The 20,713-nt window shown below is 70.2% G+C and carries 20 protein-coding genes and 1 pseudogene; 8 read left to right on the top strand and 13 right to left on the bottom strand.

Annotated elements, in window-relative coordinates; all coding sequences use genetic code 11:
- Positions 1-12: 12 nt before the first annotated feature.
- The 4 genes and pseudogenes from OG504_RS48125 to OG504_RS48110 all read right to left on the bottom strand — a co-directional run.
- Positions 13-1,344 (bottom strand): annotated as a pseudogene (locus OG504_RS48125) (aldehyde dehydrogenase family protein); the annotation flags it as partial.
- 103 nt (positions 1,345-1,447) lie between these two features.
- Positions 1,448-2,644 (bottom strand): RNA polymerase sigma factor, encoded by a 1,197-nt coding sequence (locus OG504_RS48120; RefSeq protein WP_405995487.1) that lies wholly within the window; start codon positions 2,642-2,644, stop codon positions 1,448-1,450.
- Complete coding sequence (locus tag OG504_RS48115) at positions 2,644-3,000, bottom strand: YciI family protein (protein WP_405995486.1); 357 nt, start codon at positions 2,998-3,000, stop codon at positions 2,644-2,646. The genes OG504_RS48120 and OG504_RS48115 overlap by 1 nt, the downstream gene beginning before the upstream one ends.
- A gap of 72 nt (positions 3,001-3,072) precedes the next feature.
- Positions 3,073-3,561, bottom strand: coding sequence for a MarR family winged helix-turn-helix transcriptional regulator (locus OG504_RS48110; RefSeq protein WP_405995485.1), 489 nt, complete (start codon positions 3,559-3,561; stop codon positions 3,073-3,075).
- Positions 3,562-3,671: 110 nt separating this feature from the next.
- Here OG504_RS48110 and OG504_RS48105 point away from each other — a divergent pair, with 110 nt between their 5' ends.
- The 4 genes from OG504_RS48105 (at position 3,672) to OG504_RS48090 (ending at position 9,108) form a co-directional block, all read left to right on the top strand.
- Positions 3,672-4,754, top strand: a complete 1,083-nt coding sequence (locus tag OG504_RS48105) for a substrate-binding domain-containing protein (protein ID WP_405995484.1) — start codon at positions 3,672-3,674, stop codon at positions 4,752-4,754.
- 213 nt (positions 4,755-4,967) lie between these two features.
- Positions 4,968-6,665, top strand: a complete 1,698-nt coding sequence (locus tag OG504_RS48100) for a purine-cytosine permease family protein (protein ID WP_405995483.1) — start codon at positions 4,968-4,970, stop codon at positions 6,663-6,665.
- 91 nt (positions 6,666-6,756) lie between these two features.
- A complete protein-coding gene (locus OG504_RS48095; RefSeq protein ID WP_405995482.1) occupies positions 6,757-7,788 on the top strand; it encodes an acyl-CoA dehydrogenase family protein in 1,032 nt (343 codons plus the stop codon).
- A gap of 87 nt (positions 7,789-7,875) precedes the next feature.
- Positions 7,876-9,108 (top strand): GNAT family N-acetyltransferase, encoded by a 1,233-nt coding sequence (locus OG504_RS48090; protein ID WP_405995481.1) that lies wholly within the window; start codon positions 7,876-7,878, stop codon positions 9,106-9,108.
- A gap of 86 nt (positions 9,109-9,194) precedes the next feature.
- Here OG504_RS48090 and OG504_RS48085 read toward each other — a convergent pair whose 3' ends face one another.
- The 6 genes from OG504_RS48085 to OG504_RS48060 all read right to left on the bottom strand — a co-directional run bounded on the left by OG504_RS48085 (position 9,195) and on the right by OG504_RS48060 (position 14,767).
- Positions 9,195-10,337: an LLM class flavin-dependent oxidoreductase gene (locus tag OG504_RS48085; RefSeq protein ID WP_405995480.1), complete on the bottom strand. Its 1,143-nt coding sequence runs from the start codon at positions 10,335-10,337 to the stop codon at positions 9,195-9,197.
- A gap of 35 nt (positions 10,338-10,372) precedes the next feature.
- The gene (locus tag OG504_RS48080) at positions 10,373-11,569 is read right to left on the bottom strand and encodes an SfnB family sulfur acquisition oxidoreductase (protein WP_405995479.1); all 1,197 of its coding nucleotides are present in this window, start codon (positions 11,567-11,569) and stop codon (positions 10,373-10,375) included.
- Between the two features lie 5 nt (positions 11,570-11,574).
- Positions 11,575-12,129: an NADPH-dependent FMN reductase gene (gene ssuE / locus OG504_RS48075; RefSeq protein ID WP_200709625.1), complete on the bottom strand. Its 555-nt coding sequence runs from the start codon at positions 12,127-12,129 to the stop codon at positions 11,575-11,577.
- Positions 12,130-12,190: 61 nt separating this feature from the next.
- Entirely contained in the window at positions 12,191-13,408 is a 1,218-nt protein-coding gene (locus tag OG504_RS48070; RefSeq protein WP_405995478.1) for an acyl-CoA dehydrogenase family protein, read from the bottom strand.
- Between the two features lie 29 nt (positions 13,409-13,437).
- On the bottom strand, positions 13,438-14,559 hold the full coding sequence (gene sfnG / locus OG504_RS48065) for a dimethylsulfone monooxygenase SfnG (protein WP_405995477.1): 1,122 nt from the start codon (positions 14,557-14,559) through the stop codon (positions 13,438-13,440).
- Positions 14,560-14,689: 130 nt separating this feature from the next.
- The gene (locus tag OG504_RS48060) at positions 14,690-14,767 is read right to left on the bottom strand and encodes a putative leader peptide (protein ID WP_351520955.1); all 78 of its coding nucleotides are present in this window, start codon (positions 14,765-14,767) and stop codon (positions 14,690-14,692) included.
- Between the two features lie 143 nt (positions 14,768-14,910).
- On the opposite strand from OG504_RS48060, the gene OG504_RS48055 reads away from it, so the two are divergent.
- Positions 14,911-15,822 carry a LysR family transcriptional regulator gene (locus OG504_RS48055; RefSeq protein ID WP_390162628.1) on the top strand — a complete coding sequence of 304 codons (912 nt, stop codon included), beginning with the start codon at positions 14,911-14,913 and terminating at the stop codon, positions 15,820-15,822.
- A 56-nt stretch (positions 15,823-15,878) separates the two neighbouring features.
- Here OG504_RS48055 and OG504_RS48050 read toward each other — a convergent pair whose 3' ends face one another.
- Positions 15,879-16,067: a hypothetical protein gene (locus OG504_RS48050; RefSeq protein WP_033280720.1), complete on the bottom strand. Its 189-nt coding sequence runs from the start codon at positions 16,065-16,067 to the stop codon at positions 15,879-15,881.
- A 190-nt stretch (positions 16,068-16,257) separates the two neighbouring features.
- On the opposite strand from OG504_RS48050, the gene OG504_RS48045 reads away from it, so the two are divergent.
- Positions 16,258-17,634, top strand: a complete 1,377-nt coding sequence (locus tag OG504_RS48045; RefSeq protein WP_405995476.1) for a cryptochrome/photolyase family protein — start codon at positions 16,258-16,260, stop codon at positions 17,632-17,634.
- Between the two features lie 9 nt (positions 17,635-17,643).
- Here the strand turns inward: OG504_RS48045 and OG504_RS48040 are convergent, their stop codons facing one another.
- Positions 17,644-18,633, bottom strand: coding sequence for a MerR family transcriptional regulator (locus tag OG504_RS48040; RefSeq protein WP_405995475.1), 990 nt, complete (start codon positions 18,631-18,633; stop codon positions 17,644-17,646).
- Positions 18,634-18,735: 102 nt separating this feature from the next.
- Here OG504_RS48040 and OG504_RS48035 point away from each other — a divergent pair, with 102 nt between their 5' ends.
- Complete coding sequence (locus OG504_RS48035) at positions 18,736-19,338, top strand: sigma-70 family RNA polymerase sigma factor (protein WP_405995474.1); 603 nt, start codon at positions 18,736-18,738, stop codon at positions 19,336-19,338.
- Positions 19,339-19,428: 90 nt separating this feature from the next.
- Positions 19,429-19,869, top strand: coding sequence for an SPW repeat protein (locus OG504_RS48030; RefSeq protein WP_398994788.1), 441 nt, complete (start codon positions 19,429-19,431; stop codon positions 19,867-19,869).
- A 52-nt stretch (positions 19,870-19,921) separates the two neighbouring features.
- Here the strand turns inward: OG504_RS48030 and OG504_RS48025 are convergent, their stop codons facing one another.
- Positions 19,922-20,692, bottom strand: a complete 771-nt coding sequence (locus tag OG504_RS48025; RefSeq protein WP_405995473.1) for an ArsR/SmtB family transcription factor — start codon at positions 20,690-20,692, stop codon at positions 19,922-19,924.
- Positions 20,693-20,713 lie beyond the last annotated feature (21 nt).

Here is a 20,713-nt window from a genome sequence, read left to right as displayed (position 1 = left end):
GGAGACTGCCCGTCAGACGAGCGGCTTCTCCAGCAGGGCCTTGCGGTGGCTGAACGTCTCGATGGAGTAGCGGCCGTGATAGTTGCCCATGCCGCTCTCGCCGACCCCACCGAAGGGCAGGTCGGAGACGGTGAGGTGGGCGAGCGGGAGGCCGTAGCCGATGGCGCCCGAGGAGGTCTCGGCGGCGATGCGGGCGCGGGTGTCGTCGGAGTCCGTGAAGACGTACAGGGCGAGGGGCTTGTCGCGGTCGGTGATGAAGGTGATCGCCGCGTCGAGGTCGGGGACGGTGACGATCGGCAGGATCGGGCCGAAGATCTCCTCCGCCATGACGGGCGCCTTCGGGTCCACGTCGGCGAGGACGGTCGGCGCGATGTACTTGTCGCTCCGGTCGCTGCGCCCGCCGACGACGACCCGGCCGGAGTCGAGCAGTCCGGCGAGCCGGTCGAAGTGCCGTTCGTTGACGATCCGGCCGTACTCGCCGGAGGTCTGCGGGTCGGCGCCGTAGACCTTCTCGACCGCGCTCACGAGGAGGGGTTCGAGCGCGGCGGCGGTCTCCGGGTCGGTCAGGACGTAGTCGGGGGCGACGCAGGTCTGACCGGCGTTGAGGAACTTGCCGCGTGCCAACCGGTCGGCCACGACGGCGAGATCGGCGTCGCGGTCGACGAACGCCGGTGATTTGCCGCCGAGTTCGAGGGCGACCGGGGTCAAGTGCTCGGCGGCGGCGCGCAGGACGATACGGCCGACGGCGCCGTTGCCGGTGTAGAAGATGTGGTCGAAGTGCTCGGCGAGCAGGGCCGTGGTCTCGGGGATGCCGCCTTCCACGACGGCGACCGCGTCGGTGTCGAGGTAGGCGGGCAGCAGCCGGGCGATGGCGGCGGAGGTGGCCGGGGCCATCTCGCTGGGCTTGACGACCACCGCGTCACCGGAGGCGAGCGCGCCGACGACCGGGGTCAGCAGCAGTTGGAGCGGATAGTTCCAGGGCGCGATCACGAGGACGACGCCGAGCGGGTCGTACTGCGTCCAGGCCGTCGCGTCCGTGCCGAGGTGGGCCGGTACGGGGGCGGACTCGGGGCGCAGCCATTCCTCGAGGTGGTCGAGGGTGTGGTCGATCTCGCGGACCGTGAAGCCGATCTCGGTGCGCTGGGACTCGGCGGCGCTCTTGCCGAGGTCGGCGTGGAGGGCGGCGGCGAGGTCGTCGCCGTGCTCCGTGAGCAGGTCGCGCAGGCGGCGCAGCTGGGTGGTGCGCCACTCGACGGGCTTGGTACGGCCGGTACGGAAGGTGGCGCGCAGCCGGGCCACGATGTCGGCGGGCTGCTCGGGGCTGGACTGGTTCACGGTGCCTCGCTGCTGGTGCGTGGGGGTTCTCGACGGTCAGGTGTATATAGCAACCATTCATACACCAGGAAAAATTCCGGTGCAGTCATGGTCGCCCTCCGCCTCGCGGCTGTCACATCCGGACGAGCTCCCGGCGCCGGCGTTCCAGGTAGCCGCGCTCGGCCGCGCTCCCGGTGCGCGCGATGGCCGCCTCGTACGCCTCGACCGCCTCGGTCTGGCGACCGAGCCGACGCAGCAGATCGGCGCGGACGGCGTGCAGGACGTGGTACTCGCCGAGATCCAGCGCGTCCACGAGGTCGAGGGCCTTGCGCGGACCGTCGACCTCGGCGACGGCGACGGCCCGGTTCAGGGCGACGACCGGACTCGGGGCGACGGCCGTCAACTGGTCGTAGAGCTGAAGGATCTGTCCCCAGTCCGTCGCGTCGGCGCTCGGGGCATCACTGTGTACGGCGTTGATCGCGGCCTGGATCTGGTACGGCCCGGGGTTGTTGAGCCGCAGGCACCGCCGTACGAGTGACTGGCCGTCGGCGATCAGCTCGCCGTCCCACCGCTCGCGGTCCTGCTCGGGCAGCGGCACCAGCTCACCGTCCGGGCCCTCCCGCGCGGCCCGGCGCGACTCGATGAGCAGCATCAGCGCGAGCAGACCGGTGACCTCGGGCTCGTCCGGCATCAGTTCGGAGAGGAGGCAGCCGAGGCGCAGGGCTTCGGCGCACAGTTCGGGCGAGTCCGTGTAGCCCTCGTTGAAGATCAGGTAGACGACGGCGAGGACGCCCCCCAGCCGGTCGGGAAGGTCGGCGTCGCGTGGCACCCGGTACGGGATCCTCGCGTCGCGGATCTTGGCCTTGGCGCGGACGAGGCGCTGGGCCATCGTCGGTTCCGGCACCAGGAAGGCGCTGGCGATCCGGGCGGTGGTGAGGCCACCGAGCAGGCGCAGGGTGAGCCCGACCTGGGCCTGGGTGGCGAGCGCCGGGTGGCAGCAGGTGAAGATCAGGCGGAGCCGGTCGTCGCGCACGGGTCCCTCCTCGGCGGGCGCGTCGGACGCGTACAGCAGGGCGGCCTCGGTGTGGCGGGCCTCCCGGGAGGCCTCGCGGCGCAGCCGGTCGACGGCGCGGTTGCGGGCGGTCGTGATGATCCACCCAGCCGGGCTCGGCGGCACACCGGCCTCCGGCCACTTCTGTACGGCCGTGGTGAAGGCGTCCTGGACCGCTTCCTCGGCGAGGTCGATGTCGCCGAGGAAGCGGACCAGGACCGAGACCGCCCGCCCGTACTCGGCACGGAAGACGGCCTCGATGTCGGTGTCGAACGGCATCAGTCCTCGGCCGTGTTCATGAAGGGCCGCACCTCGACGGGCAGAGTGGTGGCCCAGGTCGCCCGCTTCCCCCACTCCAGGGCCGCATCCAGATCGTCCGCCTTGATCAGGCACAGCCCGCCCAGATACTCCTTGCCCTCGGCGAACGGCCCGTCGGTGATCAGCACGTCGCCGTCCTTGGGCCGCAGCACGGTGGCCGTCTCCGGCCCGTGCAGCCCACCGGCGAAGACCCAGGCCCCGGCGGCCTGCAGTTCGTCGTGGAAGATCTCCAGCTTGCGGCCGATCTCCGCCAGCTCCTCGGGCGAGGGCATCTGTCCGTCGGTCGGGGTGATCACGCTGAGCAGGTAATGCTGCATGACGTCCTCCAGGGCGTAGGGGGTTCTCTCACCTCCTACACGAACGTCATGGTGCCCGATCGACACCTCGCCTCAGGAAACCGGCAGGATTTTCTCCGCGGGTCCGTCCGCGACCTCGTCCCCGATGGCCTCCGCAGGGTCCTGGTCGAGCGCCGCCGTAAGCCGGGCCAGCAGTCGTACGAGATCCCCCTGGTCCTCGATCGCGCCGAGAAGCCGTGTCTGATCTGTGAGCAGACGGTGGGCCGCACGCTGGTGGAGAGCACGGCCGCGGCCGGTGAGGTGGAGCAGGACGCGGCGGCGGTCGGAGCTGTCGGGGCGGCGGTAGACCAGGTTGTCGGCGACCATCCGGTCCACCAGTTTGGTGAGGCTCGGCGCCGGCATCAGCACCTGGTCGGCGATCTCGGTCATCGGGTGGCCCTTGCCGTCGGCGATGACCGACAGGACGCGCCACTGTTCGAGCGAGCAGTTCTCCTCGGACAGGACGGCGGTCATGCGCAGGCCCAGCCGCCGCTCGGCGTGGCTCAGCAGGTGGGCGAGGGCCGGCGACGGTACGGACGACATTGCCGCTGTCCTTCCGGTAGGTCTACTGTGCGGTTCAGATTACGAGCCTCTGCGAGGGCGCCGGGGCCGGCCCGGCTTCCGTGCCCTCATGCCCTCACGGAGGTGGTCTGGTGCATCCCCTGCCGCCCGGGCGGATCAGCGGCCCGGTCAAGACGTTGGTCGTGGCCCTGGTCGTACCTCTGCGGGGTCCTGCGGGCGTCTTCGGCCCGTCCTGCGAACTGGCCGCACAGCTCGCCGTGGAGGAACTCAACGCCACCGGCGGGGTGTTGGGCCGCGAGGTCCGCCTGATCGTGGTGGACGGCGGCGCGCCGGCGGAGCAAGTGGCCGCCGAGGTCGAGATGTTGGTGTCGATGCGCGCGGTCGACGCCGTGGTCGGCTGGCACACCTCGGCGGTCCGCAAGGCGCTGGTGCCGCGTATCGCGGGCCGGGTGCCGTACGTCTACACCGCGCAGTACGAGGGCGGCGAGCGCACGCCGGGCGTGTTCCTGACCGGCGAGACCGACGCGGCCCAACTCCTGCCCGCCATGCGGCTGTTGGCGGAGGAGACCGGCGTACGGCGCTGGTGCACGGTCGGCAACGACTACGTGTGGCCGAGAGTGACCGCCCGGGCCGCGCGCCGCTACGCCCGGGACTGCGGCGGCCGGGTGCAGGGCGAGGCGTTCGTGCCGCTGGGGACGTACGAGTTCGGGCCGGTGCTGCGCCGGATCGAGCGCTGCGAGGCGGACGCCGTCCTGATGCTGCTGGTCGGGGACGACGCGGCGCGCTTCAACCGGGCGTTCGCCGAGCGCGGGTTGCATCAGCGGTGTCTGCGGCTGAGCACGCACATGGACGAGAACATCCTGCTGGCCACCGGCGCGGAGGCGACCGAGGGACTGTGGGCCGCGGCCGGTTACTTCGAGACCCTCGCCACCGCCGAAAGCCTTGATTTCAGCGGGCGTTACGCGGCCCGCTTCGGCGTGGAGGCACCCGTCGTGGGCAGTCTCGGCGAGTCGTGTTTCGAAGGCGTACGACTGCTCGCGGCCCTGGCCGAGCAGACACGGTCGCTCGATGTGGGCGCCATGTGCACGGTCGACGGCACCGTCTCGTACGAGGGCCCTCGGGGTGTACTGCGTCTGCACGGCAATCACCTCCGCCAACGGCTGTACCTGGCGCGGGCGGACGCCTTCGACTTCGACATCGTCGCCCAACTCTGACCTTCCCACCTGCTCGGATCGAGACTACCTTCCCCTAAAAATAGTTTCCACAGGAAGCATCAATTGAATCTACGCGCGTCGCGAAAAGAATTTTGAAAGGCTTCCTCATTTAAAGGAGGCGAAACGAACGGGAAACAATTCGGCGTGACTCTTCCGTGCAACTCCCCCGGGCCGTCCGGGAGATGACCCACACCCGTGGAAGAGGGAAGCGTCGTGACGGAGATCGTCGACAAAGAGGCGCCGGCAACGGCTGCCGGACGGACCTACAACGACTGGGCGAAGAACGACACGCTGGAGGACTACTCGCTGCGCTACGCGCCGAAGTCCTTCCGCCGCTGGACGCCCTACGTGGTGGCCACCACCGCCCTGGGCGGCATCGCGTACCTCGCCGACTTCGCCATCGGCGGCTCCATCGCCATCTCGAACGGCTTCTCCAGCGCCATGGTGGCGATCCTGGCGGCGGCGGTGACGATCTTCCTGACCGGCATCCCGATCTCGTACTACTCCGCCAAGTACTCCATCGACATGGACCTGTTGACCCGGGGCGCCGGTTTCGGCTACCTCGGCTCGACCCTCACGTCGGTCATCTACGCCAGCTTCACCTTCATCTTCTTCGCCCTGGAGGGCTCGATCATGGCGCAGGCATTGGACCTGGGCCTCCATATCCCCCTCGCCGTCGGCTACTTGATCTGCTCGCTGATCATCCTGCCGCTGGTGATCTACGGGATGACCGCACTCTCCAAGATGCAGGTGTGGACGCAGCCGGTGTGGCTGGTGCTGATGGTCGCGCCGTTCGTGTCCATCGCGATCCAAGAGCCCGGCAAGTTCTCGGAGTTCACGCATTTCGCGGGCAACTCCCCCACCGGTTCCAGCATCAGCATGCTCGGTGTCGGCGCGGGTGCGGGTGTCGCACTGTCGTTGATCGCGCAGATCGGTGAGCAGGTCGACTACCTGCGCTTCATGCCCGACAAGACGCCCGAGAACGCCAAGAAGTGGTGGGGCGCGGTGCTTTCGGCCGGCCCGGGCTGGGTCGTCCTCGGTGCGGCGAAGCAGATGGGCGGCGCGTTCCTCGCCTTCTACATCGCCGGCAGCGTGGGCCTGGCCAAGGCCAACGAGCCCATCCAGCAGTACGTGCACGGCTTCAAGACCTTCGCCGCCCCGGTCGCCCTGGGCCTCGCCACGTTCTTCGTGATCCTGTCCCAGGTGAAGATCAACTCGACGAACGCGTACTCCGGTTCGCTGTCCTGGTCGAACTTCTTCTCCCGCCTGACACACCGTCACCCGGGCCGCGTGGTCTACATCTTCCTCAACGTCGGCATCGCCCTGGCTCTGATGGAGGGCGGCGTCTTCGGCTTCCTCAACACTGTGCTCGGCTTCTACTCCAACGTGGCCATCGCCTGGATCGGCGCGGTCGTCGCCGACCTCGTCATCAACAAGCCGCTCAAACTCAGCCCCTCCTACATCGAGTTCAAGCGCGCCCACCTGTACAACTTCAACCCGGTCGGCTTCGGCTCGATGCTCATCGCGTCGGCGGTCTCCATCGCCGCGTACTACAACGCGTTCGGCGACTACGCCAAGGCCTACTCCCCCTTCATCGCCCTGTTCCTGGCGATGGTCCTCTCCCCCCTGTTCGCGTACCTCACCAAGGGCAAGTACTACATCGCCCGCCTCGACGACCTGGAGGAGCCGCTGCTCGACGCGGACGGACTCCCCTCGGCCGTCATCCTCAACTGCACTGTCTGCACGACGGACTTCGAGCGTCCCGACGTGGCGAACTGCCCCTTCCACTCCGGCCCGATCTGCTCCCTGTGCTGCAGCCTGGAGAAGGACTGCCACGACTCCTGCAAGAGTGCCCCCGGCGCCACGGGCCCGGTCGACCTGGCGATGCCCGCCGTCCGCTCGGCGGACTGACCCCCGCGCTCCCACGGCTCCGGCCCGCGTCCCACGACACGGGCCGGAGCGTCGCGCGTGCCCGGGCCGCCCGATCGGCAGAATCTCCCGCATGACCTCCCACCTCCTCGCCTCCCGCGCCCGACACCTCGCGGACGACCTCCTCGCTCCGCACGCCGAACAGGTCGACCAGGAGGGCGTCCCGGCAAGCCACATCGAGGCGATCAAACAGTCCGGTGTGCTGGGCGTGAGCGCCCCCGTGGCCTACGGCGGCTCGGCGGCACCGGCCGCGGTGGCCCGGGAGACGGCGGAGATCCTGGCGGGTGCATGCTGCTCGACGTGGTTCGTGCAGACGCAGCACCACACACCGGTACTGACCCTGACGAAGACCGAACTTCCGGTGCGGGAACGCCTGTTGGGCCCACTCGCACGAGGCGAGCTGATGTCCGGGGTGGCCTACGCACACCTGCGGGCGTACCCCCGGATCCCGGTACGGGTGACGCGGGAACGGGGCGGCTGGCGCTTCGACGGAACCGTGTCCTGGTACACGGGCTGGGGCCTGAACGACGTCATGCTGCTCGCGGGGGTGACGGACGCGGACGAGGCGCTGTTCGCGTTCACGGAGGCGCGGGAACAGGAGGGGCTACGGCCGTCCGCCCCGATGCGCTTGGCGGCACTCACCGCGTCCCGCACGGTGTCGCTGGAGCTGGACGGCCTGTGGCTGCCGGAGGACGCGGTGGCCTCGCGGACGCCGTACGCGGAATGGGCGAAGGGCGACCGGCCCAGATCGACGAACGCGTCACCGGCGGTCTTCGGCGTCGCGGAGGCGGCCCTCGCGCTGCTGGACGAGGACACGTCCGGCCCGATCCGCACGCGTCTCGACAACGTACGCAAGCAGGCCTACGCCCTGGCCGAACACCCCGTACCTCATGAGCACTTGGAGGAGCGGCTGTCGCTCCGGACGCAGGCGTACGAGGTGCTCATGACGGCCACCACTGCTGCGGTGGTGGCCGGAGGCGGCAGGTCACTGTCGTTGACGAACAGGGCCCAACGCCTCGCACGGGAGGCCCTGTTCCTCCTCGTTCAGGGTCAGACGGCAGAGTCGAGAAGGGTTCACCTGAAGGCACTGGCCGACCGGCCGTAATTCGCTTGACCTGCTCCCGGGGCAACGCTGCACTGGGGCAAGACACCACGGGTGGTGGTGCCGGTATCCGGAGAGGCAGCGGCAGCGATGGAGATCCGTCCCACGACCGACGAGGATCTTGACGTCTTCGTCAACACGGTCCATGCCGCGTTCGGGCTCTTCCCGGAGACCCCGGTCGAGGGTGGTGGGCTGTGGTGGTCGGCGCTCGAGATGGACCGCTGTCTGCTCGCCCTGACGGCGGACGGGCGGCCCGTCGGCACCGCGGCCACGTACCCCTTCGAACTCACCCTGCCCGGCGAGACCCTCGTCCCTGCCCCCGGGGTGACCGCCGTCGGCGTCCTGCCCTCGCACCGGCGCCAGGGCGTGCTCAGCGCGATGATGCGGCATCAGCTCACCGAACTGCGGGCCCGTGGAGAGATCCTCTCCGTGCTGCTGGCCTCCGAGGCCACGATCTACGGCAGGTTCGGCTACGGACCGGCGACCTACACGGCACGGCTCACGGTGCCGCGCCACAAGGCCGACCTCTCCGTTCCCCGGGCGCGCGGAGTGGCCGACGCACCAGCCGCCGTCGCGGACGACGGCTCGGTCGAGGTACTGCGTCGTGCCGAGTGCGGCGAGATCCTGGAAGAGGTCTACGACCGGTACCGCCGCGCCCAGCCCGGCGCGTTGTCCCGGCCGCACCGCTGGTGGGCCCTGCGCGCGGGACAGCCCCCGATCTCGCCGGCGCCGCGCTACATCGCCCTCCACCGGGACGCGGACGGCGTGCCGGACGGATACGCCAGCTACTCGATCGCGGAGGGCAAGACCCTGACGGTCGACGAGACCATCGCCACCGACGACGCCGTGTTCACGGCCCTGGCCCGGTTCGTGCTCGGCCACGACCTCGTCTCCCAGCTCGTGTTCAAGCACGTCCCGCCCCAGCACCCCCTGCGTTGGCAGCTCACGGACTTCCGCGCCGGTGAGGTGAGCGGCGACATGGACTGGCTCTGGGTGCGGCTCCTGGACGTACCGCGTGCACTGACCGCGCGCGGCTGGTCCACGGACGGAGAACTCGTCCTCGCCGTCGACGACCCGTTCCTGGACGACCACGGCCGCTACCTGCTGACCGTCCGGGACGGCAAGGCCGACTGCGTGCCGACGGGCCGGGAGCCCGACCTGTCCCTGGACGTGTGCGACCTGGGCTCCGTCTACCTCGGCGGCACCGACCCGAGCACGCTCGTGCGGGCCGGCCACATCCGGGCCCACCGCCCGGGCGCGGCCGCACTGGCCGACGCCCTCTTCCGCACCGACCGCTCCCCGCACTGCCTGCACTGGTTCTGAGCACGCGCCCGCCGACCCCGCAACGACGCTCAAGGGGCGCGGAGTTGGGCCGTAGGCCGCGGGCACCCGCACTCAACCGGCACCCGTCAACTGGCGAACGGCACCTGTGCCGCGGAAGCCTTCCGCTCACCGACAGGGTGCTGCCACACCCCGTCCGCCGCGAGCCTCGGCAGCACGCCCTCCCCGAACCAGTACGCCTCCTCCAGATGCGGATACCCGGACAGCACGAACTCCTCGATGCCCAGCGCCGCGTACTCCTTGATCCGCTCGGCGACCTCCTCGTGGCTGCCGACCAGCGCCGTCCCCGCTCCACCCCGGACGAGCCCGATCCCGGCCCACAGATTGGGATGGATCTCCAGCCCGTCCCGGCTCCCGCCGTGCAGCGCCAGCATCCGCTGCTGCCCCTCGGACTCGCTCCGCGCGAGCCCGGCCTGTACGGAGTTCACGGTCTCGGAGTCGAACCCTTCGAGCAACCGGTTCGCCTCGGCCCACGCCTCCGCGGACGTGTCACGCGTGATGACGTGCAGCCGGATGCCGAAGCGGAGCGTCCGGCCCTGCTTCGCAGCCAACCCCCTGATCCACGCGATCTTCTCGGCGACCTGAGCAGGCGGCTCGCCCCAAGTGAGGTACACGTCAACGTACTTGGCGGCGATCTCCCCCGCGATCGGCGACGATCCCCCGAAGTACACCTCGGGCACCGGGTCGGGCAGCCGCGCCAACTTCGCTTCCTCGACGCGCAGATGCTCACCGGCCAGATCGACGGTCTTCCCGTCCCACAACTGCCGTACGATCTCCAGGAATTCGCCGGTACGGCGGTACCGGTCGTCCTTGTCGAGGAAGTCGCCGTAGGCCCGCTGCTCGTGGCTCTCGCCGCCGGTGACGACGTTGAGGAGCAGGCGTCCGCCGGTCTGCCGCTGGAACGTGGACGCCATCTGCGCGGCGAGCGTCGGCGAGACGAAGCCGGGGCGGAAGGCGACCAGGAACTTCAGGCGTTCGGTGTTCTGGCTGACCATCGCGGTGGTGAGCCACGCGTCCTCGCACCAGGCGCCGGTGGGCGTGAGGGCACCCACGAAGCCGAGGTCCTCCGCCGCGCGGGCGATCTGGCTCAGGTAGGCGACCGTCGGCGGCCGGTCCCGTCCGGAGGCGGTGGCGGGGGTGCCGTGACCGCCGCCCACGACATGGCGGCTGTCCCCGTTGGTGGGGAGGAACCAGTGGAAGGTGAGAGACACGTGGGGGCTCCTGTCTGGACTGTCCTGCAGGTGAGTTAGAGGAGGCCGTGGCGGGGTGGCCTGGTGCCGTTCAGCACGTAGCGGCCGATGTGCTGGATCTTCCAGCGCGCCGGATCGTGCAGAGTGTGGGTGCGGGCGTCGCGCCAATGCCGGTGCAGGTTCAGGGAGTTGAGGGCGGAGCGGGTACCCGAGACCTCGAACAGCGCACCCGCCACCTCCACGGCCGTCTGCGCCGCGTGCACCTTGGCCGCCGCCACCGCGATGGAGGCCTCGGCGGCCGAATCGTCGTTCAGGTTGGCGCGTGCCACGTCCACGGCCTTGGCCGCCTGGATCAGCAGAGCCTCGGACGCCCTTACCTGGATGGCGAGTTCACCGAACCGCTGGATCAGCAGCGGGTCCTCGGCGGCGGTCTCGACCCCGCTCTCGAACCAGGGGCGGCTCTTCGTCCGGACGAACTCGGCGGCCTCGGCCAGCGCTCCCCCGGCGATCCCGGCGTCGATGGCCGCGTGCAGCAACTGGGCCACAGCGCCGTGGAGTTGGGGTCCCCCGAAGGTGAGGTGGTGCGGCAGGACCCGGTCGGCGGGGACGGCGACCGCCTCCAGCCGGACCGTGCCGCTGGCCGTCGTACGCTGGCCCATTCCGTCCCAGTCGTCGACGACCGTGACGCCCTCGGCGTCGCTCGGGACGTACGCGACATGGAGGTTGTCGTCCTCGGTGCGGGCGAGGACGGGGATCCAGTCGGCGAAGAGGGCACCGGTGGAGTAGTGCTTGACGCCGGTCAGTCGGTAGGAGCCGTTGGGTTGGAGTGTCAGGCGGGTGCGGATGTCCTGGACGTGTTTGGTGCCGGCCTCGGACTGGGCGTTGCCGAAGCGGCGGCCTGCCAGCAGCTCGGCGAAGAAGAACTTCTGCTGGTCCGGGGTCCCCTGACGGCGGATCACATTGACGTAGGCGAAGTGGCTCTGCGGGATCTGGGCGAGGCTGCCGTCGGCCGAACCGAGCAGGCGGAAGATCTCGGCGAGGGTCTCCGCGCTCACGTCGGCGCCGCCGTACTCGGCGGGCACGGTGACGGCGAGCAGTCCGGAGCCGGAGAGACGGTCCAACTCGGCGCGCGGGAGCCTGCGTTCGGTGTCGCGTGCCGAGGCCCCGGCCCGGAACTCGTCGGCGAGCGCGGCGGCGAGGGCGAGGGCCTCGGCGTCGTCCCCGATCACATGGGCGGTCGCCCGGTCGGTCATGATGGTCAGCTCGCCGCGGCCAGCAGCGGGGTGCGGCCGAGGGCCGCCGAGAACTGGTCCACCACCTGGGTGAGCGCCTCGGTGGTGGCCGGGGCCACGGTGAGCGAGCCGTCCTCGTGGGCGGTGATGTCCTTGTCGAGGGTGAACCAGCCCTGGACTATGTGGGCCGCGCCCATGGAGTTCAGCACCGGGCGGAGCGCGTAGTCGATGGCGAGCACATGTGCGGTGGACCCACCGGTGGCGAGCGGCAGCACGGTCTTGCCGGTGAGGGCGTACTGCGGGAGCAGGTCGAGCAACGCCTTGAGGACTCCGGAGTAGGAGGCCTTGTAGACGGGGGTGCCTACGACCACTCCGTCGGCGCGGGCGAAGAGTTCGGTGGCCTCGACGATGGCCGGGTGGCGGAAGTCCGCGCCGAGCAGGGCCTCGGCGGGGATGGTGCGCACGTCGAGCGGGATCACCTCGTGGCCCTGGGCGATCAGCCGCTTGTCCAGGTGCCGTAGAAGGCGGTTGGTGCGGGAGGAGACGGAGGGGCTGCCGGAGACGGACAGGACGGTGGCCATGGGTCCTCTTTCGGGGAGGCGGGGCGCCCGCTCGACTGGCGGGCGCCCCGGGGCAGTTCGGTCAGGAGTACCAGGTGGGTTCGGGCAGTTCGCCATCGAGGACCCAGCGGCCGACCTCGCGCCGCTTGTAGGCGACGGGGTCGTGCAGGGTGTGGGTGCGGACGTTGCGCCAGAACCGGTCGAGGCCCTCCGAGGTGGCGGTAGAGCGGGCGCCGGTGACCTCGAAGATGCGGTTGCCGATCTCCAGGGCGACATCAGTGGCGCGTGCCTTGACGGCGGCCACCCGTACCTCGAAGTCGCCGCGCGTCTTCTCGGTGACGGCGTCGGGGTCGTCGTGCAGTCGCTGTCCCTCTGCGGCGACGGTGTCGGCGAGGGCCTCGACCGCCCAGAGCTTCGCGGTGAGGTCGCCGTAGGTGTCGATGACGTAGGGCTCGTCGACGGCGCGTTCGTAGCCGCCGTGGAGCCAGGAGCGGGCCTTGGTGCGGGTGTAGGTCGCGGCCGTCTCCAGGGCGCCGGCGGCGATGCCCAAGTAGAAGTTGACGAAGACGAGTTGGATGGTGGGGACGTTGAGCGTGTTGTAGGTGCGCGGCCGGAATTCCTTGTCGACGTAACCGGCCGCCGAGGACCACGGGGTACGGACGCCGTCGAGGATGACGCCCCCGCTCTCGGTGAGGCGCTGGCCGATGTTGTCCCAGTCGTCGAGGAAGGTCAGGCCCTCGCTGTCGGAGGGGACGATCGCGAAGACGTGCTGGTCGGTGCCTTCCAGGACGCCTTCGAGGACGGTGACGTCGGAGACCTTGCTGCCGGTGGAGAAGGACTTGCGGCCGGTGAAGACGAGGTCGTCGCCGTCCTCGGTGACGGTGACGTCCTTGTCGCGGGGGTTGACGGCGCCGCCGAAGAACCAGCGGTTGCGGGCGGCCTCGGCCTCGACGTGCTCCCACTGTTCGCGGGTGCCGACGAGACGGGCGGCCCAGTTCCACAGGTAGTGGTAGCCGAGGAGCTGGCCGATGGAGCCGTCGGCCTTGGCGATCTCGCGGACGACGCGGTAGGCGGTGGGCCAGTCCTGGCCTCCGCCGCCGTGCTCCGTGGGGCCGAGCAGGGTGACGAGGCCGGAGTCCTTGAGGAGTTGGACCTCGGCGTACGGGGTGGCGCCGGCCCGGTCGCGGGCGGCGGCGTCGGTGTCGAGGAGGGCGGCGACCTCGACGGCGCGGGCGATCCAGTCCTGGGCGGACTGCGGGGCCGGGCGGGTCTGCCAGTCGGCGGGCGTGACAGTGCTCATGCGCGTGACCTCTTTCGCAGTGGGGGCGATCAGGCGTGCACGGAGACCGACTCGGCCTCACTGTCCGGGAGTTGGGTTTCCAGTTCACGCACCAGCGGCAGCACCCGCTTGCCGAAGTACTCCACCTCCTCGTGGTAGTGCAGGAAGCCGAGCAGGAGAAGGTCGACTCCCAACTTCTTGTAGGCGACGATCCGTTCGGCGATCTGCTCCGGGGTCCCGATGAGTCCCGTACGGAAGCCGTCGTTGTACTGCACGAGGTCCTCGAACGTGGAGTCCTGCCACATGCCCTTGCCGTCGGCCGAGGACTGCCCGGCCTGCTTCACCGCGGCCCCGAAGCCCTCGACGGCCTCGCGGTCGGCCTTGGCGACGATCTCCCGGAGCGTGTCGCGGGCCTCGGCCTCGGTGTCGCGGGCGATGAGGAAGCCGTTGAGGCCGAACTTCGGTGCGGTACGGCCGACTTGGGCAGCGGAGTGGCGTACGTCGGCGAGCTGCTCGGTGACGCCGTCGAAGTCCTTGCCGTTGGAGAAGTACCAGTCGGAGACGCGGCCGGCCATCGCGCGGGCGGCGGTGGAGTTGCCGCCCTGGAAGATCTCCGGGTGCGGGCGTTCGGGCGTGTTGAGGGGCTTGGGCTTGAGGGAGAAGTCGCGCAACCGGTAGAAGTCACCGGCGAGTTCGGTGTGGTCCTCGGTCCAGATCTGGCGCAGGGCCTGGATGAACTCCTCGGAGCGGCGGTAGCGCTCGTCGTGCTCAAGCCAGGGCTCGCCGAGGGCGGTGAACTCGCCCTTGAACCAGCCGGACACGACGTTCACGGCGAAGCGGCCGTTCGACAAGTGGTCGGCGGTGGCGCCGAGTTTGGCGAGGACGCCGGGGTGCCAGAGGCCGGGGTGGACGGCGGCGATGACCTTCAGTCGCTGGGTGGCTAGGAGCAGGGCGAGGCTGAAGCTGGTCGACTCGTGCTGGAACTCGGCGCCGTAGCTGGCCATGTAGCGGACCTGGCTGAGCGCGTACTCGAAGCCGTTGTTCTCGGCGAGGACGGCGAGTTCACGGTTGTACTCGTAGCCCCAGTCGGTGCGTTGCTCGATCTTGCTGGTGACGAGTCCCCCGCTGACGTTGGGGACCCAGTAGGCGAATTTCACGGGCTCTGCGGGCATGCGGAACTCCTGTTGCGGAATGCGGTTCCGGGCGCGCCGAATTCCGGGCACGCAAGACGACGTGCGAAAGGACGGAATTCAGGCGGGGAAGGAGAGAGGGCGGCGGATCACAGGACGGAGGTGACGGGGATCAGGCCGCGGTGCAACAGGAGGCGCTGGAGACGCGCGCGAGGTCGACATGGCGTCGCCGCGTGAGGTCCAGTCGCATCATCATGCCGTCGATCGTGGCAGCCGCCTGCGGGGACCGTCAAGGAAAACCCGACCGGTCTCGTATCGCGGACCATTGAATTTCACGAACGTGTGACAGGGAAACCCTTGAACAGCCCGGGAAATCCGCCGCATTCTGCGGGCATGCGCACCGAACAGCTGGAATACATAGCGGCCGTCACCCGGCTCGGCTCCCTGCGCCGGGCCGCCGAGGAACTGCGCCTGTCGCAGCCCGCGTTGAGCGAGACCGTGCGCAATCTCGAACGCGAACTCGGCGTCGACCTCCTGGAGCGCAAACGGTCCGGCGCGACGATGAGCGCGGAGGGGCGGGAGCTGCTGCCGAAGATCGTCGACGTGCTGGACGCGGTGGACCGGCTGCGGGCGGCGGCGGGCGAGCAGCACCGGATCAGCCGCATGGTGCGCGTGGGCACGGTCAACGCGGCGACCGTGCCGCTCCTGCTGCCCGTCGTCCGCGAGTTCCGCGCCTCGCATCCGCTCACCCAGGTCGAGGTGGTCGGCGCGCAGCAGACCGACATCCACCGGGCGCTGTCGGAGGGCGGGTTCGATCTCGGGCTGGTCAATCACCTCGACGGCGACGACATGCCGGCCGACTTCGAGTCCACCGAGCTGCTGTCCGGGCTGCCGGTGGTGTGCATGCGCCCCGACAGCCCGCTGGCGTCCCGGCCCACCGTGAGTGTGGACGACCTACTCACCGAGCCGCTGATCGGTATGCGGTCCGGCTATGTGATGCACCGCTACGTCCACCGGCTGCTCGACGGTCGGGGTCCCGCTTTCGCGTACTCGACCGACGGCGCCGAGATGGGCAAGCTCATGGTCGCGGAGGGGCTCGGGGCGACGGTCCTGCCCGACTTCAGCGTGGTCGGGGACCCGCTGGAGCGGCTCGGCGCGATCACCTACCGGCCGATCGCCGGCGACACGGCCCGCGTCCTGCTGATGCTGCGCCGCCGCCGCGCGGACTCCGTACCGCAGGCGGCCGGGGATCTGCACGAGGCGTTCGTACGGCGAGCACGGGAGCTGAGCGGAACACCCGCCTGAGGCGGTGGGCATCGCCTGAGGCGACAGCCCTCTCGCCTGAGACTGTGGCCGTACGGTCAGTCCTCGTCGCCCATCGGAACCACCACGAGGAACGCGTCGGACTTCAGGTCCATGACGACCCTGGCGGGCTCACCCTCGGCGCGGCGCCGGGCCGCGAACTCCTCGGCAGGCCATGATCCGCGCGGAGCCCCCGCCGAAAACCGCTTCAACACCTTCGCGCCCATGTCCGCAGACACCTCCAGCATCGTTCCTCGGCTCCCCACGGGGACCGTCGTACCTGTCCACCTGCCCCCGATCGACGCCGACATGCCAAGTTCCTCGGCGGCGGGAAGGCTCCGGGAGCGCGTACGCCCGTCGGGTGACAGCCGCATCCGCCGGGCGCGCCGGACCGGAAGCACCTCACGACCCCCTTTCCCGTCTCACGGAGTGCGCACCATGAACGTCTCGGTCGTCCTGTTCACCGCCGATCTGCGCCTGCACGACCAGCCCGCGCTGCGCGCCGCCACCGAGGCCCGCCAGGTGGTGGTCCCCCTGTTCGTCCGCGACCGGGGCGTGACGGACGCCGGGTTCGCCGCGCCCAACCGGCTGGCGTTCCTCGCCGACTGTCTGCGCGACCTCGACACCGGCCTGCGCGAGCGGGGCGGCAGGCTGGTGATCCGGTCCGGTGACGTCGTCGACGAGGTGTGCAAGGTCGCCGCCGAGACGGACGCCGACGAGGTGCACATGGCGGCCGACGTCAGCGACTACGCCCGGCGGCGCGAGCAGCGGCTGCGGCAGGCACTGGAGGCGGAGGGGCGACGACTGCACGTCCACGACAACGTGACCACGGTCGTCGCCCCGGGCGCGGTGACTCCGGCCTCCTCGGACCACTTCGCGGTCTTCACGCCGTACTTCCGCCACTGGTCCGGGGAGCACCTGCGCGCCCCGCTCGCCGCACCGCGCACAGTGCGGGTCCCGGACGGTGTCGGTTCCGAGGAACTGCCCACCCGTACCAGCATCGTTGGGCTGTCGCCCGGCCTGGCGACCGGCGGGGAGACCAACGGCCGCAAGATGCTGGGCCGTTGGCTGCGCAACGGCATCGCGTCGTACGAGGACCTGCACGACGCCCTCGCCGCCGATTCCACCTCCCGCCTCTCGCCCCATCTCCACTTCGGCACCCTCTCCCCCGTCGAACTGGTCCACCGGGCACGGCAGTCGGACGGCCCGGGAGCCGAGGCCTTCGTACGGCAGCTCGCGTGGCGGGACTTCCACCGCCAGGTGCTGGCGGCCCGGCCCTCGGCCGCGGGCGCCGACTACCGTACGAAACACGACCGTTGGCGGTCCGCACGCACGGCCGGCGAGGACATCGCGGCCTGGAAGGAGGGCCGCACCGGCTATCCGCTGATCGACGCGGCGATGCGCCAGCTGCTCCACGAGGGCTGGATGCACAACCGGGGACGGCTGCTGACGGCCAGCTTCCTCACCAAGACGCTCTACGTCGACTGGCGCGTCGGCGCCCGGTACTTCCTCGACCTGCTGGTCGACGGCGATGTGGCGAACAACCAGCTCAACTGGCAGTGGATGGCGGGCACCGGCACCGACTCACGTCCCAACCGGGTACTGAATCCCGTGACTCAGGCGAAGCGGTACGACCCGGACGGCGCTTACGTCCGCCGTTGGGTGCCCGAACTCGCCGAGGTGGACGGACCGTTGGTGCACGAGCCGTGGAAACTCAAGGGACTTGAGCGGGCGGCGCTCGGCGACTATCCGGATCCGATCGTCGAACTCGCCGACGGGCTCACGCGGTTCAGGCGAGGTCGGGCGGGTGACTGAGGCCTCCCGTCAGCGCTGCGCCCCGTACACCTCCGAAACGATGTCCACGGCGTCCATCAGGGTCACCGGCCGGATCGATCCCCGCGTCGATGCGCCGGACCAACCGGGACCGGCCAGCATCACCGAGGGGTGTCTCCACGCCCCTCTCACTCCCCAGCGGATGTCGGCGAGGTGCCGGGCCAGCGGCGGGCTCGCCGTGGAGCGTGCCTGCGCCCACAGGACGACCACCGCCGGTCCCAGCCGCCGTACCGCCGCGGCGAGTGCCTCGGCGGGTACGGCGGCGCCGAACATCCTTGTGGGCAGGCCGAGTTCACCCAGTGCGGCGTTGAACGCCTCGATGGGGAGCGTGTGTTGTTCGCCGGGCACGCAGGCCAGCACGACAGGCCCGACGGGCGAGACGTCCACCTGTCGCCCGGGAAGCGGGGTGTGTCGGCGCAGGGCGGTGGAGACGTGCCAGGACAGCAGGTGCTCCACCTCGACGTAACGGTCCCCGGACGAGGCCCACTTGCGTCCCACCGCGTGCAGGGTCGGCACCATCACCTCCTGCCAGGCGACGACGATGCCGTACTGGCCGACGGCATCGGCCAGTTGACGCTCGACGGCGGGCGCGTCGAGCCGGACGGCGGCGCGCGCCAGCCCTCGGCACTCCTGGCGCACGTCTCCGAGGGGCAGGGCGCCGGGGGCCTGTGACGTCCCGTTCCGTCCGGGCACGAGCTCCGCATGCGAACCGGCCGCCCCCTTCGCAACCTGTGCCGCCTCGGCCGGGGGCACGCCCGACGCGGTCAGCCGGCACATCTCCTCCAGCAGCGCCACGTCCCGCCGGGTCCAGCGCCGGTGCCGCCCCTCGGCGCGGACCGCGGGCCCGATGCCGTAGCGACGCTCCCAGGACCGCAGCGTGGTCGGCGCCACGCCCAGTCGGCGGGCCAACGCACCGGTCGTCAGGGGCAGTTCGCCCGCGGACCCGTTCGCCGCGGACCCGTCGGCGGGCAATTCGCTCATCCGGTGACTATACGACGCACAATCGATGCGAGTTGATGGCCTTGATCCCCGGCTCCCACGATGACCGGACAGTCGCCGTCCGACGCGTGAGGAGCCGTAGCCATGAGCCCGCAGCCCGGCGCCGTCCGCCCGAGCCCCGCGACGGACTCGCTCACCGATGAGGAGCTGGCCAGGGGGCTGGTGGCAGGCGACGAGGATTGTCTGGCCGCCGTGTATCACCGCTGGTCGCCGCTGGTGCACGCCCTGGCCCGGCGCTCACTGGGGGACGCCAAGGAAGCGGAGGACGTGACGCAGCAGGTATTCCTCGGGGTGTGGTGCGGGCGGCGGGGCTTCCGTCCCGAGCGCGGCGCGATCGGCGGCTGGATCGTGGGCATCACCAGGCGCAGGATCGCCGACGCGCTGTCCGCCCGCACCCGTCGCCTGCACCTCGCGGCCGCTGCCGGCTCGTCGCTCGCCCTCGTCGATCCCGTCGCCCGGAAGCCCGAGACGGTTCTCGACCGCGTCCTGGTCCTGGGTGAGCTGGCCAGGCTGCCCGCACCGCAGCAGCGGGTCCTGCGGCTGACGTACTACGAGGACCTGACCCAGACCCAGATCGCGCGGCGCACCGGCTGGCCGCTCGGGACGGTCAAGAGCCACGCCCGACGTGGGCTCCACCAGTTGCGCCGCCGCCTCCAGGGCGACGAACAGGCTGACCACTACACATAAAGGCGAAATAAGAGCACTATGGAGATAGGCGGCTTTTGCCGCATACCGCACCAGACGCGGTCAGGCCAGCGAAGTCAAAGGAGACGAGTCATGGCCAACGTCTCGCACACCAGAGGTGACATAGCGAGCCACCCTGATGTCTCCGAAATGCAGGCGCGCTACGCCCGCATGCTCGGTGGACGCGATGTGGCGCTCGTGGACGGACCGGTGTTCCTCCTCGGTCTGTACTGCGCCGTGTCCCCGTGGATACTCCACTACACGACGAGCCAGCCCGCGCTCGTGCCGCACAACCTGATCGTCGGCATCGCGATCGGCCTGCTGGCCCTCGGGTTCACCAGGGCACCGGAACGCATGTACGGCCTCAGCTGGGCGATGAGCGCCCTGGGTGTCTGGATGATCGTCTCGCCGTGGATCGTCGGCACCAACCCCGACAAGGGCGTCATCCTGAACAACGTCATCATCGGCGGACTGGCCGTGCTGATGGGCCTGGTGTGTGCCGGTACGGCGGCGCGGAGCACTCCCAAACCGTAGAGACCGACCCCCGGGACAAGCCGCAGGAATCCGGAAGGAAGCCACGCCCCCTTCAGTGGTCGCCCGGCACCAGCCAGGGCGCCTGCGGGAGGGGGCTGCCGGTTTCGAGAACCGACTTCAGGTTGGACAGCACGGCCGGCCAGCCGCCCGACACGTCGGACAGTTCGCCCTCGTCCGCGAGGTCCTCGTGGGTGACGGTCAGGCGCACGATGTCCTCGTGGCGCCGGATGTCGTAGGTGACGCGGGAGTACGTGTCCTCCTGACCCTCGTTCTCCGGTGAGGTCCAGGTGGTCACGAGGCGGGTCGGGCGTTCGCTCTCGACCACCGTGCCGACGACGTCGGCGATGCCGGAACCGTCCGTGCGCACGTGTTCCCAACGGGAGCCCGGCTGCCAGTCGGAGACGTTGCTGTGGCCCCAGTAGGCGGCGGTCAGGTCGGCGTCGGTGAGCGCGTCCCAGACCTTCTCGGGGGTGCTCGCGATGTAGGTGACGTAGACGAATGTCGGCTTGTCGGTCATGGCTTCCTCGGCTCGTCGCTTCAGGGCCCCGAGTGCGCGCAGGCGCGGGCGCTCGAACTTGTCGATCCAGCGCTCCTGGATCTCGTGCAGCGGGACCGGATTGAGGTAGTGCAGCTTCTCCCGCCCGCGCCGCACCGTGCCGACCAGGTTGGCGGCCTCCAGGACGGCCAGATGCTGGGTCACCGACTGGCGGGTCATGTCGATACGCCCGCACAACTCGCCGAGCGTCTGCCCGTTCTCCTCGTGCAGCCGGTCCAGCAGACGTCTGCGGGTCTCGTCGGCCAGGGCCTTGAAGACCGCGTCCATCCCTGAGTCATGTTCGGATCG

This window comes from Streptomyces sp. NBC_00986 (genome assembly GCF_045162565.1).
Classification (GTDB): domain Bacteria; phylum Actinomycetota; class Actinomycetes; order Streptomycetales; family Streptomycetaceae; genus Streptomyces.
This window is presented reverse-complemented; position numbering and strand designations above follow the sequence as displayed.